This window comes from Gimesia aquarii (assembly GCF_007748175.1).
GTDB classification, from domain to species: domain Bacteria; phylum Planctomycetota; class Planctomycetia; order Planctomycetales; family Planctomycetaceae; genus Gimesia; species Gimesia aquarii_A.
The window spans coordinates 3306088-3319372 of record NZ_CP037422.1 but is presented as its reverse complement, the minus strand read 5'-3'; the positions used below and the strand labels follow the sequence as shown (position 1 = coordinate 3319372).

At 46.4% G+C, this 13285-nt stretch carries 13 protein-coding genes; 5 read left to right on the top strand and 8 right to left on the bottom strand.

Going from position 1 to position 13285, the window contains the following annotated elements; genetic code table 11:
• Positions 1 to 212 precede the first annotated feature (212 nt).
• Positions 213 to 827: a hypothetical protein gene (locus tag V202x_RS12675; protein WP_145175164.1), complete on the bottom strand. Its 615-nt coding sequence runs from the start codon at positions 825 to 827 to the stop codon at positions 213 to 215.
• A gap of 379 nt (positions 828 to 1206) precedes the next feature.
• Between V202x_RS12675 and V202x_RS12670 the strand changes: the two genes are divergently transcribed.
• The 3 genes from V202x_RS12670 to V202x_RS12660 all read left to right on the top strand — a co-directional run bounded on the left by V202x_RS12670 (position 1207) and on the right by V202x_RS12660 (position 3900).
• Positions 1207 to 2127, top strand: coding sequence for a sugar phosphate isomerase/epimerase family protein (locus V202x_RS12670; protein ID WP_145175161.1), 921 nt, complete (start codon positions 1207 to 1209; stop codon positions 2125 to 2127).
• Positions 2128 to 2507: 380 nt separating this feature from the next.
• Positions 2508 to 3257, top strand: a complete 750-nt coding sequence (locus V202x_RS12665) for a DUF6597 domain-containing transcriptional factor (protein WP_145175158.1) — start codon at positions 2508 to 2510, stop codon at positions 3255 to 3257.
• A 247-nt stretch (positions 3258 to 3504) separates the two neighbouring features.
• Positions 3505 to 3900, top strand: coding sequence for a VOC family protein (locus tag V202x_RS12660; RefSeq protein WP_145175155.1), 396 nt, complete (start codon positions 3505 to 3507; stop codon positions 3898 to 3900).
• A 10-nt stretch (positions 3901 to 3910) separates the two neighbouring features.
• Here the strand turns inward: V202x_RS12660 and V202x_RS12655 are convergent, their stop codons facing one another.
• On the bottom strand, positions 3911 to 5959 hold the full coding sequence (locus V202x_RS12655; RefSeq protein ID WP_145175152.1) for a S9 family peptidase: 2049 nt from the start codon (positions 5957 to 5959) through the stop codon (positions 3911 to 3913).
• Positions 5960 to 6134: 175 nt separating this feature from the next.
• Positions 6135 to 6320: a hypothetical protein gene (locus tag V202x_RS12650; protein WP_197993365.1), complete on the bottom strand. Its 186-nt coding sequence runs from the start codon at positions 6318 to 6320 to the stop codon at positions 6135 to 6137.
• A 178-nt stretch (positions 6321 to 6498) separates the two neighbouring features.
• Between V202x_RS12650 and V202x_RS12645 the strand changes: the two genes are divergently transcribed.
• Complete coding sequence (locus tag V202x_RS12645; protein WP_145175149.1) at positions 6499 to 7227, top strand: AraC family transcriptional regulator; 729 nt, start codon at positions 6499 to 6501, stop codon at positions 7225 to 7227.
• A 195-nt stretch (positions 7228 to 7422) separates the two neighbouring features.
• Here V202x_RS12645 and V202x_RS27465 read toward each other — a convergent pair whose 3' ends face one another.
• The 5 genes from V202x_RS27465 to V202x_RS27825 form a co-directional block, all read right to left on the bottom strand.
• On the bottom strand, positions 7423 to 8790 hold the full coding sequence (locus V202x_RS27465; RefSeq protein WP_197993364.1) for a sulfotransferase: 1368 nt from the start codon (positions 8788 to 8790) through the stop codon (positions 7423 to 7425).
• Between the two features lie 52 nt (positions 8791 to 8842).
• Positions 8843 to 9133, bottom strand: coding sequence for a hypothetical protein (locus tag V202x_RS12635; RefSeq protein ID WP_145175146.1), 291 nt, complete (start codon positions 9131 to 9133; stop codon positions 8843 to 8845).
• A 34-nt stretch (positions 9134 to 9167) separates the two neighbouring features.
• Positions 9168 to 9485, bottom strand: coding sequence for a hypothetical protein (locus tag V202x_RS12630; RefSeq protein WP_145175143.1), 318 nt, complete (start codon positions 9483 to 9485; stop codon positions 9168 to 9170).
• Positions 9486 to 9600: 115 nt separating this feature from the next.
• On the bottom strand, positions 9601 to 9843 hold the full coding sequence (locus tag V202x_RS12625; protein ID WP_145175140.1) for a hypothetical protein: 243 nt from the start codon (positions 9841 to 9843) through the stop codon (positions 9601 to 9603).
• On the bottom strand, positions 9840 to 12716 hold the full coding sequence (locus tag V202x_RS27825; protein WP_232098966.1) for a hypothetical protein: 2877 nt from the start codon (positions 12714 to 12716) through the stop codon (positions 9840 to 9842). The genes V202x_RS12625 and V202x_RS27825 overlap by 4 nt, the downstream gene beginning before the upstream one ends.
• A gap of 124 nt (positions 12717 to 12840) precedes the next feature.
• Between V202x_RS27825 and V202x_RS27820 the strand changes: the two genes are divergently transcribed.
• Entirely contained in the window at positions 12841 to 13170 is a 330-nt protein-coding gene (locus V202x_RS27820; protein ID WP_232098965.1) for a hypothetical protein, read from the top strand.
• Positions 13171 to 13285 lie beyond the last annotated feature (115 nt).

The following is a 13285-nucleotide window of genomic DNA, read 5'->3' as shown; positions in this document are numbered from 1 at the left end:
CTGAAACAAATGAGGAAGAGAACCAGCGGTCTATGCAAATGGCTGTAATGAACAGGGTTCTCTTAAGGGAGTACAGTAAAGCCTCCATCAGCATCGAGAGCAATCTGAGTGGCTGAAAGGGATGAATGCAGCAGCGATGGGAATTGCCTTTGGAGTGATGAAATCATGCTGCAAGGACTCACGATCAGTTTTTTTACTTAGTACATTTTCTCTCAGGTGGCGTCCTTCATCTGATCAAGTTCCTTACGAACGAGTTCAAGTTCTCGTTGTTCTGCTTCGAGTAACTTCGGATCATTGATATTCAGTTGCGGCATAGGACTCATGGATGAGTATTGATAATCCTCCGTACCGAAGCTGATCGCTTCACTGCCGGTGAAGCTGCCATAATTTGAAAAGAAACGAGAGTATGACTCGTCAAGCTCCGCGTATTCTTTTTGTAGTTCGGTTAAAATGGCAAATCGTTCTTCTTCAGTAATTGTGGGGTGAATCACAAGACGGTAAACATTCTCGCGGAGCGCTAAGTACTTCGACGAACCGGTAAACATGCTGGCGACGTCTTTCTCACTAAAGTAAGCGGATATGACGAGGGTAATCGTGCCTGACAGTGCGGCAATGATCGCGGCTACCATTTCAAGCCCTCGATCCCCTAATGTCGCTACGAGTGCTGTGGTAATGGCACCGGCGGAACCAAGGGCCAGGACGCCTGAAATAATTGACAAGATCTTCTTCATATGTAACTTACGATGCGCGGATTGTAGAAGATCGGCTCTGCGGGTAGCTGAATTGGTCGTCAGACGCTCAATTTCTTTTCGAATGCTGCTCTGCATGGTTTGTACTTCCCCTTATTGCAGATCTCTTGACAATGTACTGTTGAAACCATTTCTCTATTATCTCAGATACAGAGCAAATCGCTTTTGACGATGATTATAACTCATTTAGACATCATAAATACAAAAAAGTACAAATGCCTGTAAGACATCCGTGCTTTTGAAATGGATTTGGAGATGACTGGATCTGAATCGTCACGCTTCGCGACACTGAATCCCGAATCGAGTTGGTCGACTCTTTTCGTACCATTATCCATTCTCAGTGTCATGTTCTTGTTCAGCCTGTTACAATATCATGACGAATGGGCGCGGGCATTCCAATAATCTCGCCATCAAACTAAAAATGAACGAAACACGAGAACTCATCAAGGAGTACATCATGATTACATCAAATTTACTTTCTCGTCGCCAGTTTGTACTGTTAGCGGCAACCGCTGCTGTTTCCGGCCCATCGCTTGTACGAGGGGCGGAGCATAAAGATGGCTATCTCAACGGTCGCCTGTATAAGACTCTTAAGATTGGGATGGTTCGATCTGGTAAGACACTCGAAGAAAAATTTGCGATTGCGAAGGAAGCCGGGTTCGACGGGATCGAATTAAATTGTCCGGGGATCAATGTCGCAGAAGTGCGAGCCGCCATCAAAGCGACGGGACTTCCGGTAGACGGGTCGGTCAATGCCGGGCACTGGAATGTTCGCCACACAGATCCAGATCCCGCAGTACGTGCAAAAGCACTGGCCAGTTTGCAGGAAGCCCTTCGCCAGACTCATGCCGTCGGTGGGAACTCAGTTCTGCTTGTCGTGGGCCGAGGAAGCGACGGTCCCGAAGAAGAAATCTGGAAGCGATCAGTCGAGAATATCTCAAAGGCAGTGCCGCTGGCTGCAGAACTCGGCATTCATATCCTGGTCGAAAATGTCTGGAACCAGTTCTGCTATGACCACGAAGGTGACCACACTCAGACCGCGGATAAGTTTGTGAAGTACATTGACGAATTCGATTCTCCCTGGGTCGGCATGCAGTTTGATATTGGTAATCACTGGAAGTATGGCAGCATGGGCGACTGGATTCGCCAGCTCAATAAACGGATCGTCAAGCTTGACCTGAAAGGCTTCTCTCGCGAAATGAGCAAGTTTACAAAGATCGGCGCAGGCGATCTGGACTGGGCCGATGTTCGAAAGGCGCTTGCAGAGATCAAGTACTCCGGCTGGGCGGCAGCGGAAGTAGCCGGCGGTGATCTTGAGCGTCTGAAAGAAATCTCCAGCAACATGGATCGCGTCTTTGGCCTCAAGACACAATCCTGACGCAAACAATGGGCAGTACCTTCCGTTCTGTGCCGCAAATCGCCCACTTTTTGCTTCGGGCTTTAACCCGGCACAAGACGGAAGCTCAAACTTGGCGACATTGTGTTGACTAATCGTCATGTTTGCTCCTGAGCTGTCGGAAGACTTCGAGTGTCTGGCTCATTATACTTTATTTGGTACTGGTTTCGATTCGTGCTGCCACAATTGGCTTAAACAAGGCCTGAATTATTACATCTTTGCTAGACTACCCTCGGGTGATGAATCTTATGCAGCTTCTTAGGTTTCGTTTTTAGTAGTCATTTGCCGCTGCACAATGCTTGCGACCGAAAAAACATTCAGGTCGTTTGATGTGACACGTTTTTTGTTATAATCAATCCGTTATGGACTACACACGAGAAAGATACAAAGAACAATTGCCCGCAAAAGCTTTACGTCCTTACGTCGATTGCTTCTGGAGTTCACTAGCACCCGCTCATATCGCACCTGTTACGCGTCGCATTCTGCCCGATGGTTGTATCGACTTTATCTTCGACTTATCGCCGAGTAGCAGTTGTGAAGGAAAAGTCGTTGGGACGATGACCAGACCACTGCTGTTCCAGATTACAGACTCTGTTTGTTTAGTTGCAGTACGATTTCGACCTGGAGGAGCTGCTCCATTTCTCAATTTTGCTGCAGATGAGGTTACCGATTTGCAATGCGAACTCCCCCGAGAGTGGCGGATGGTCCGACTGTCTGACCGACTCCGCGATGAGACTACGCTCTCGGGAAGGATTCATCAACTTGAATCCGCCTTGCTCGACCGTTTAGCAGAAACTTTACCTGTAGATAAACGAGTTCAAATTGCTATTTCGATGATTGAGCAAGGGCATAAACGTATCGGAGCGATTGCCAACGAGGTCGGCACGAGTCGACAGCATCTTAATCGACTATTTCGACAGCATGTGGGAGTGGGAGCGAAATGCTTTGGACGCGTCGTTCGTTTACAGCAATTGCTTGCCCATGTCGAAACAACTAAGCAAGCAAATTGGTCATTTGCTGCGTTGAATGTTGGCTACTATGACCAGGCTCATATGGTCACCGAATGCCGCAGTTTAACCGGCTTAACACCAACTGAATTAGCTGCTCGCTGAATTCTTTTCTGACATGTTCCATTTTTCCAATACCCGTTTGCTGGGTGATGCGATAATGAGCGAATGCTGAATCTACAGAGAGATTCTAGTTGCAAAATAAGGGAATCGGATGAAATTCTGTGGATGCAGCATATGCCTGACAGCGGCAATCGGAGCAGCTTTCCTGTGCGTTACTACCGGATGCCGCGACTACGAAAGCCATGCCACATCGAACAACACAACCCAAGAAACAGAAAGAAGGAGTACAATGAAATTCGGATATATGCTGTTCTACGTTAGGGATGTCGAGGAAACATTGGAATTTTTCGAGACGGCATTTGGACTTGAAAGAAAGTTCTTAAGTGTCGAGGGGGACAAAGGATACTGTGAGTTGAACACTGGCACTACGGTGCTTGGATTTGTGTCTTATTCCCAGGCAAAGTCTGCGGGAATCAACTTTATTGAGCCACAATCGGAAGGACCGGCGCAGGCTGTTGAAATTGGTTTTGTCACAGATGACATAGCAACTGCCTACGAAAAAGCCGTCAAAAACGGAGCCACGCCTGTGGCTCCACCGGCAGAAAAACCATGGGGGCAAACGGTATCTTATGTCCGTGATATCAATGGCTTTTTAGTCGAAATCTGCTCCGAAGTAACCAAGTAGTTCAAAAAATTTATCGCGGGCCGCGTGGTAAATTTTCGATCAGATGTCGGAGGATCAGCATTCGCACATGCACGACAGACCCTGGTCCTTCACGAAGACCGTGGTCGCGGTTGGGATACACCATATAATCGAATGGCTTGCCAAGTTCGATCAGCCGATCAACGAGCCCTTCGATGATTTGAATGTGAGTGTTCGTTTCGCCTGATCCGGTGACGATCAACAGCTTGCCCTTCAGACCTTCGGCGAAGTTGATCGGTGCGGATCGCTTGTAGCCTTCTGGGTTGACTTCGCGAGTCCGCATATAGATTTCCTGGAACCAGGCGTTGTAAAGCCACGGTTGTGGCTTGGGCACGACCGCGATGCCCACGTGGTAGACATCCGGCTTGCGAAACATGGCGTTTAACGTGTTGGAGCCACCACCACTCCAACCCCAGATACCGACTCGATTCAAATCGATGTACGGTTCCATTTCCGCAAGCTTCTTCAGAGCGGCGGCCTGATCTTCAGTGGACAGCGGGCCCAGACTGCCAAATACAGAACGTCGCCACGCGGCGCCTTTTGGTGCTGCCGTGCCGCGGTTGTCGATCGAGACCACAACGTATCCGGTGTCCGCGACGACGCGGTGAAAATCAATCTGCGCAGCACCCCATTTATCGAGAACCGTCTGCAAATAAGGTTCGCCATAAACGTAGACGAAGACGGGGTACTTTTTCGATTCGTCAAAATCACTTGGCTTCGTGATCACTGCGTCCATGACCACACCGTCGCCGATATCGATCTGAACAAATTCGGACGGTCGCGGCACCATTTGTTTCATCTTTGCCCGCAGTTGGCTATTCTCATTGATAACGCGAACGACCTTGTGTTCGGGCAACTCGACTACCTCGACACTGGGCGGCGTATTTAAACGGGAATAGGTATGAATGGCCCATTTCGCATCAGGCGAAATTTCATAGTCGTGCGTGCCGGGCTGATCCTTTGGTGAAATTCGTTCCAAAGTTCCAGTACCGTCCAGTGGGACTCGGTAGAGATACTTTTGTGTCGCATTGTCGGGTGAGGCGTAGAAGTAATACCAACCGCCAGCCTCATCGACGTGAGCCCGATTGATCAGATCGAACTCACCGCGTGTGAGTTTGGTTTCCTGCTTTCCATCACGTGAGCATAGCCACGCGTGTCGCCAGCCGTCCTTCTCGCTGATAAAAATGAATGCTTCGCCATCACGAATCCATCTCGCCCCGGAATTGATTCTATGGCTGCCGATGGCCCAGGCATCGTTGACTTCGCCGTAGATGCGAGTGAGTTTTCCATCGACTGAAGCGATCCAGAATTCACGTTTATCACGGAAACGACTCATCTTTTCAATCAACAATTCATCGGAATTTCCAATCCAATCGACTTGGCCTAGATAGAAACCCTCCTCGGCAACTTCGATTGGCAGCCAACGGACTTTTTCGCCGGCTGAGTCAGCGATTCCAACGCGAAGTGAATTCAGCTTGCCGCCCACTCTGGCAAATCGATTTTGAGCGACACGTGGATAGGTCGGATCACCGGGCACCAGAACAGATCGTTGCCTGACTTCAGTCCGGTCAATCTCAACAAACGAAACGTATTTGCCACTCGGACTCCAGCGAAGGTCGCGAAAGGAAATGTCGCGATCGCCGACGTCCTCTGTTAGCACTGTTCGTTGATTGCGATCGACGTCACTCACGAAGATTTTTCGATTGCGCGTTTCCAGGATGCGTCGACCGTCAGGGGAAAGTAACCTTTCCGGCTTTGCATTGTCGACAATGTTGCGTGCTCCGGAACGAACATCGTAGAGAGCCACAACGCGTTTTTTCGTGTCCGGATCTGTTTCGCGCAGTTTGTATCCGGAACTATCGGGAAGCCACTCGGCCTCGACTTTTGGAGCGCGAAATTCGCCGCGGTCATAAATGGCGCGGAGTCGCTCACTGGCTCCCTCCTGCCACCTTGGAGTTTGAGTCTGACCTTCGGCGATTCCAGCGACAACCTGGATTACAACTGCCACGGAAAGAATGGTAAAAGTAAAGAAATAATTCATGTTGATTTTCAGTGATTGCTGGGATAGGGATTGCTGTTTAGTGTTCGGTCGTTTCTGGATGCTTGCAAGTCAGATCTAGCCTGTGTCCAGGTTTACTGTAGCGTCTCCAAGGCCATTTGGACCGAGTATGTTAGATTGAGGCACGATATACTAAAATGTGATGCGCTATAAGTTGTCATTGCTTCAAGTTGCTGTATTGATTTGCAGCGCGTGCGGCATGCTGCATGGCCAATCGTGTGTCGGTTTCGACGCCAATGATGGTGCTGTCAATAACTGAGATAGACTTTCCTCCAGACCACTTGTAAGATCCTTCTTTGAGTGGTAATTCAACGCGATGTGCAAGGATGCGAATTATTTTCATAGTACCTGATCCCGTTGACATCATGCAGCATCCTCAACGTATGATTGGATGACTTTCGGGATGACTGTTTTTTCTCATAACTTGGTTTACGTGTTCTCAGCGTAGCAGAGGAACACTTTTCAGTCTAGGACCAAACATTCACATTAGAACGAAACGGCGCACAGAAGCAACCAAACCAATGACGTGCATACCTGGAAACAATCTTGCCTCCATCGATGTGACGATTCTATCAGCTCTTTTTGATGCTGCCCCCGATGTCGCCTTCTTTGTAAAAGATGCCGCCGGTCGCTATGTGACGGTAAACGAGTCTTTGGTGAATCGTCATGGTCTAAACAGCAAGGCCGACGCCATTGGAAAAAGGCCCCGTGATCTCTGTGAGGGCGACTTCGGAAATGTTCCTTCTGAACAGGATGAGGAAGTGCTGCGGACCGGTCAACCGATACTCGAGCATCTCGAAATGCAGTGGAACAGTCGGCACGAACCGGTTTGGTGCGTGACAACCAAGTTACCGATTCCGAATGGTGAGGGCCAAATTGTCGGCATCATAGGGTTTTCACGTGATGTCCGAGTACCAGTGCAAACTGCAGAAATTCCGGAAGGCTTCGCGCGGGTATTGGATGATTTTGAAAGAACGCTAACCAATGGAGTCACACCCTCTACGCTGGCTGAGAAGTCAGACCTGACTCCACAGCAACTCACACGATTTACGAAGCGAATTTTTGGACTGACTCCGACTCAACTCATCACCAGAATTCGAATTGCCGCCGCTTCGCGAATGCTGCGTGATACGAACAAAACTATTGCTGAGATCGCAGTCGCTTGCGGTTTCTACGATCACAGTGCATTTACTCGAGCCTTCAGAAACGCGACCAGCGTGACCCCTTCCGCGTTCAGGAATCAGGAATAGCAGTAGGAAAATCGGATAAAAATATGGGTAAGGTTCTGCCTGATGACCCAAGATTCCGCTCCCAATGCGAAAAGAGATTCGGGAGGTGTTGCTTTTTAACATGCCATCATAAATGCTATTTCCCAGTTTAAGATGATCGATTTCAAACCGCATGGCGTCAAAGAATTGATTAACAGATTTAAGAGTACTACTGACCTATTGATTAAAATTCAGTGTGAATGAACCAAAGCGCTCTGGTTCTTTGCCGGCGTCTTCCCAGCCGTAGGCGTAGGTACCAACGTGCCAGAGTCGGACGGTGGTATCTGCCATGATCTGAAAGCCGCAGTCGCGGGCGCGCTGGCAGAATGAGTAGTCTTCCGCCAGATAATCATAGCCGTCATCTCTTTGATACAGCATCGGATGGAAAAAGGGGATCATGGTTTCGCCAAAACGTTCGTTGCACATCGGAAGTTTGAGTTCTTCCTGAATCTTACGATAGACTTCACGGCGGATATGTAGAAAGCCTGTTCCCGCATATAAGATCTCAATCAGTCCCCCACCATTACCGAACACCATCTTCGGTGTGCCTGGCAATACATGACAGGCCAATTCCCGCTTGCCTTTTTTGGGATAGATACCACAGGAAATCGGCAGATTATGCTTTCGTAGTTTTTCAATGGCATCGGGAAAGAAGCCGACATCGGAATCGATCCACATCGTCTCCTCAAAGCCGTCTTTTAAGGCGTTGGTTGCCAGTTGATTGCGCCCCTGGTCTATGGCTGCGTAACCTCTGATACGACGGACGACGTAACCTCGGCGTTCCAATTCTTTGAGGGACTGCTCGCACTGCGGAACAATACTTCCGGAATAAGGAACCAATACAACACACTTTTTAGTGTCCATCGGATGAGCCGACGCACGGGGAGCTGCTTTTTGAGCGGGAGTCTTGCTCGATTTATGTGTATGCAATCCCGCATGATTAACCTGCTGGTCTTTGGGAATTCCCACAAATGTCAGCAGTTCGCGAACCCCTGCCTCGTCGTTCAGTTGTTCGACATTCACAATTCGCAGTTGATCAGGAAACTGTTTGGCCAGTGTTTCAGAACGCTCGTTGTATTCATCCCAGTAACGGGCGATGCCTGCTTCCCTGCTCTGGATGTCATACTTGGGAAAGATACGTGACCAATTCGGCTCATAGTGCCAGCCCGGTGGCAGTTCTTTCGCCCAATGGTTTGTAGGTAGCGGATGCACCTGATCAAGCCAGCGGCAGAAGCTTTTAACAACAGCGTCTTTATTCCGTTTCAAACAGACAATGCGAACATCTGGTTCTGTCTGAATGATCTCATCTATATACGGCAGATAAAAAGAGGCGATATCCCCGACAAATTCCGCATTCCGTTTCCGTCGCATCCGGGCAAACCGTTTGGCAATGATGTCGCTGTCTGATTCGTGATCCCAAGGTAATAAAGGAGCTTCTTCATGCGTGACTTGCGTGTTTGGCTGGCCATTCAGAATTTCAGCCAGTGAAAGCGTTCCACAACGGCCTGTTCCCATGCCGAGGATAATCTTCGAAGTTTGCGTCATTGGTGTTTTGTTTTCATTCTTTCATTTGGACGTAGACGTTATTCATAACCTTTTATCTGACTTCGACTAAATGTTGACCAGCTTTTAATGGTTCATTTGAATCACCAGGGTTCTTAAATACAAGGGCTAACTTGGGTGGGTCTGCTATAGCTGCTTCTGCAGGAACTGTTCCAAAGCCAGTAACCTCCCATACACTTTCTCCCCCTTTTAGCTTCATCTTCATAGTCGGACAGGGTTGAAGACCTTGGAGGAGATGCGCGGCCACCACGATATTATTTGAAGCATCTATGTATGCAAAAAGAATCTCGATTTCCGAAATAGGTTGAGAGACTTTATGACTCATCTTTTTTGAAGGCTATCAATAAATATTACCATCTTCATCTGACTTCTACTAAGTGTTGCCCAGCGGTTAAAAGTTGCTTTGAATTACTTGTAGTCTTGAGACCAATAACCAATACAGGAGGATCGGCATTAAGGGATTCGATTGGGATCATACCATAGCCTGTCACTTCCCATTCATTCTCACTATCTTCATCCTTTAGTTTCATCTTCATAGTCGGACAAGGAGTCGGTCCGCTTAGAAGATTAATGACCACATTTAGATCTTCACTTTCAGGACTTTTGTGCACACAAAGAATTTTGATTTCGCTTTTTTTTTTGACATTGATATCAAATTCACGGATGCTTAAGCACATCTGGATTTTTGATCCATGTTGCATAATCTTGGGTAGTTACGAAGTCATTTGATTTAGGAAGTCTGGTCTCGATTTTCTGGAACTGCCCTTTTTATAATCCAGATTTATATACTTGTTATTCCTTCAACTTATCCACCATTCTATCTAAATAATCTCTTAATTCTGATTCAGTCATTTCAAATTCAGGGCCTGCTTCCATCACCATTACTCCCAGAATTTCATTATGAAAATCCGTAGAAATTTTAGTCCCTAACTCCAAATTAATGTCATATGCTGCTTGACCAATTCGAATAGGATCAAATCCTTTTTCAATTTCTTTGATGATATCGTTTCTAAAATCTTTGGGTGTATATGTCATGGTAATTCACTTCCCGTTGGTGGAAAATGTGGCGAATTTAATCGTTCGCCGTTAAGGTTTTTCGGATGAACTCGAATCACATTTCCAGAATGATCATAACTTTCATACCATTGCCGGACTTGGCCAGTCTTGGGATTATATTCAGTACACATTGTTGCTCCTCGAGTTATTCCAGGTTTAGTTGCAGGCTTTTCAATATCATAATACCGAATTCTTCCGTCAGGAAGCTCCCTAGTGCGAACAGCACTTTTTTGCGCACTTTCTAGAGCGCTCATTTTAGCTTTTAAAGCATCAAATGCTCTTGTAATAGCAGTTTTCTTAACACCATCGATCGTTGTTTTTGCGACATCGCCAGCAGCTTCAGCTGCTTTCGCGGCATCTGCTGCTTCGTCACCCCATTTTAATACTCCTAAAACAGGAAGAAGAGCGATTCCGTTTAAGGTCATATTTCCCATGTGGCCCCACGACCATTCCCAGTTTTGTAACCCATGAGCAATGTCCAAAATATCTTTTCCAATGTCGGCACCTAGTAAGCTTGCTCCCAAGCCAATTCCAACTCCCGCTGCATTCGGGTCACCACCTGAATATTCACCGATCAGAGCTTGTCCAATTGCATCCATTCCATAAGAAAAATTCTTGATACGCTCTGATGCAGATGCATCAAATACAAAATTTTCTGCTGCAGCTTCACTTCCATAGCTCTCAGCGACATCTCCAACAAGTTCATAACGGGCTGGGAGAGTTCGTCTGACTGGAACACTGGTTCCCCAGCCAGATAACGTTGTTGATTCGTAAATTACAGGTTGACTATAAGCAAATACTAACTTTCTAGTTACCCCATTTATTTCAACATTAACAATAATTGCCTCACTTCCACCTTGTGTAAACTTTTCGTTTGCAAATCCTTTAAGAATCTCTTGCATTTGTTCTGGTGTGATATTTCGAGGGTCAATGTCTGAAAGATTTGTTTCACTGTCCGAAGTTGAATTACTACTTGTACTCGACCCGCTACCAGATGACGACCCACTACCAGATGATGACCCACTACCAGATGACGACCCACTACCAGATGATGACCCACTACCAGATGATGACCCGCTACCGGACGATGACCCGCTACCGGACGATGACCCGCTACCGGACGATGACCCGCTACCGGACGATGACCCGCTACCGGACGATGACCCGCTACCTGTGGTTGTTCCATTTTCTTGGCTGTCAATCCATTCTTGAATCTCTTGAACAATTGATCCAGCGGGAGGGCCAAAATCTAGATAAAGACCATCCGCGTAATAGTAAGCTTCACCCACAAATTCAAAAGCATCAGAATAACTATTGCCATCTAATCTGTAGTCTGGAGAACTAGTGTCGTTTGTAACTGTATCAAGATGGTCTTTTGCTATCTTTATTTTCGCATCACGAGCAATTGCCGCACTCTGTTTTCCAATAGTTGCAGCAATATTTGCTCCCCCTATTTGTAGGTTAGCCCATAAACCAGCGGTTGTACTGGTCCAGGTAAAGTCAGCATTTGCAAGAGCAATATCATATGTCTTTTCAGCACCGATTACTGTTCCCCAAAAGCTACCATCAGCTTCAAAATAACCATTTGAATAATCACGACTAGAATTTGTAGTGCTTTCTGTCAGTGTATAATTCGTACTGGCAATTTCTCCGACAGAATTTGCCGTTATGCCCAAAATTGAATTATTTAAATTAGTAATGACTCCTACAGTCATAGATCCAAACCCAATTGATGCATTTGTAACTTTAGTTTCCCAGCTTTGTTTCTCATAACTATCTGTGATTTCATCTGTTGGTAGATTCGAGTCTTCGCGGAATTTCTGATACCATGCTGCTGATTCTGAATTGAGTAATCCGCCCCATGCACTAATTTCTGTTTGTGACCATGCTAGTGCAGCATTGTTTTTAGCTATAGATAAATTAGCATCAGCTTGGCTTTGAGAAGAAATTAATGCCTTGGTTGCGTTAGCAATTTCAATAAGGTAGTCAGCACCTGCATCTTCTACAGCTTTATCATAAACTTCTTGTAATGAGACAAGCTCATTTTCCAACGCAGCTCCAGCAGTCACAGTATCTATTGTGTATGTCATTTCTGCATCTGCGATTGCAATATCATATGTTTTATCTGCATTGGTCGTGTCGGTGAAGTAGGTAAGCCATGCATCCCATTCCGCAACAGTATATGTATATAACGCATCTGCATATTCAGTTTGCAAGTCAAGGTTTAGTGTTGCTATGGTCACTGCTAATTCATGTTGTTTAGCAGATGCTAGATCCGGCCCTCCGGGTACTTCATAAATCCCATCGCCATCTAAATCTTCGCCACTATATCCGTGTGGATATGGCTCATTCTCATACCAGTCTTGATATGCGAATATTGCCTGTTCCATCTGGTCTCTTGCATCAATGGCTGCAAGTACTACTGTTGTTTGATAAGTGCTCCAAGCAGAGTTAACTGAGCTAATATAAGTTTTTCCTGCTCTGATGGTTGTTGAACTCCAGGCTGTATATGCACCATCAATTGATTGATTGTATGTCGTGTTAGCGTCAAACAATTTATCAAGGTATGAATCAAAAGATGAAATAACATCCAACGTATAATTACTTGCTGCTGTCCCTACCTTTGTTTCGTATGATGCAACAGCAGAACTTCTTGAAGTGAAAAATGTATTGATATTTCCTTCTGTTGCGATTGTCCAACTAGAAACAGAGGCTGCTAAAGCATCTGAATATGCTACATCCGCCGTATTAATGCTATTGTAATAATCCACAATGCCAGTAACTGATCCATCAACATAAGTATCTCCCGTAGGATTAATAAAAAGCGTTCCATCTTCAGCAGTTGAAATCAAACTATTTGCACTTGATGAAGAACTACTGCTAGAGGAAGAGCCACTGCCAGAGGCTGAACTGCTACCCGAGTTAGATGTAGAGCCGGACGTCGATCCACTAGACGAACTGGAACTGCTACCTGATGTGGAACCGCTTGTTGAGGATGACCCGCTAGTGGAAGAGGAACTACTACCAGAAGTGGAAGCAGACCCGGAAGTTGAGCTACTTACAGAACCCGAACCACTACCAGAACCTGATGAACTTCCCGATGCTGAACTACTGGAAGAAGATCCACTTCCGGAACCACTACTGTTTGTTAACAAGGCAGCTACTGAAGGGTGGTCAATGTTAGCCTGTGCGATAGCTGCATTGAGCGAAGTGACAGCACTCTCAATTGCAGTAGTTGCAGTTTGTTTTGAATTATCAATTTGGGTGGTTGTATCCGTGGCAATTGTATCTAAGCCTGCATCATAAGCGGCTTGTGCTGCTGCGATTTCAGCATCATATGTGCTCTGCAGGTTTTCCACTGTGGTATTCAACGTATCTATTGCGTCATCAATTGTTGATTCGTGGTCATTCCAAGAATCAA

Coding starts and splice junctions, on each gene's coding strand:
- V202x_RS12675 (WP_145175164.1), bottom strand. CDS start 827: ATGCAGAGCAGCATTCGAAAAGAAATTGAGCGTCTGACGACCAATTCA.
- V202x_RS12670 (WP_145175161.1), top strand. CDS start 1,207: ATGATTACATCAAATTTACTTTCTCGTCGCCAGTTTGTACTGTTAGCG.
- V202x_RS12665 (WP_145175158.1), top strand. CDS start 2,508: ATGGACTACACACGAGAAAGATACAAAGAACAATTGCCCGCAAAAGCT.
- V202x_RS12660 (WP_145175155.1), top strand. CDS start 3,505: ATGAAATTCGGATATATGCTGTTCTACGTTAGGGATGTCGAGGAAACA.
- V202x_RS12655 (WP_145175152.1), bottom strand. CDS start 5,959: ATGAATTATTTCTTTACTTTTACCATTCTTTCCGTGGCAGTTGTAATC.
- V202x_RS12650 (WP_197993365.1), bottom strand. CDS start 6,320: ATGAAAATAATTCGCATCCTTGCACATCGCGTTGAATTACCACTCAAA.
- V202x_RS12645 (WP_145175149.1), top strand. CDS start 6,499: ATGACGTGCATACCTGGAAACAATCTTGCCTCCATCGATGTGACGATT.
- V202x_RS27465 (WP_197993364.1), bottom strand. CDS start 8,790: ATGACGCAAACTTCGAAGATTATCCTCGGCATGGGAACAGGCCGTTGT.
- V202x_RS12635 (WP_145175146.1), bottom strand. CDS start 9,133: ATGAGTCATAAAGTCTCTCAACCTATTTCGGAAATCGAGATTCTTTTT.
- V202x_RS12630 (WP_145175143.1), bottom strand. CDS start 9,485: ATGTGCTTAAGCATCCGTGAATTTGATATCAATGTCAAAAAAAAAAGC.
- V202x_RS12625 (WP_145175140.1), bottom strand. CDS start 9,843: ATGACATATACACCCAAAGATTTTAGAAACGATATCATCAAAGAAATT.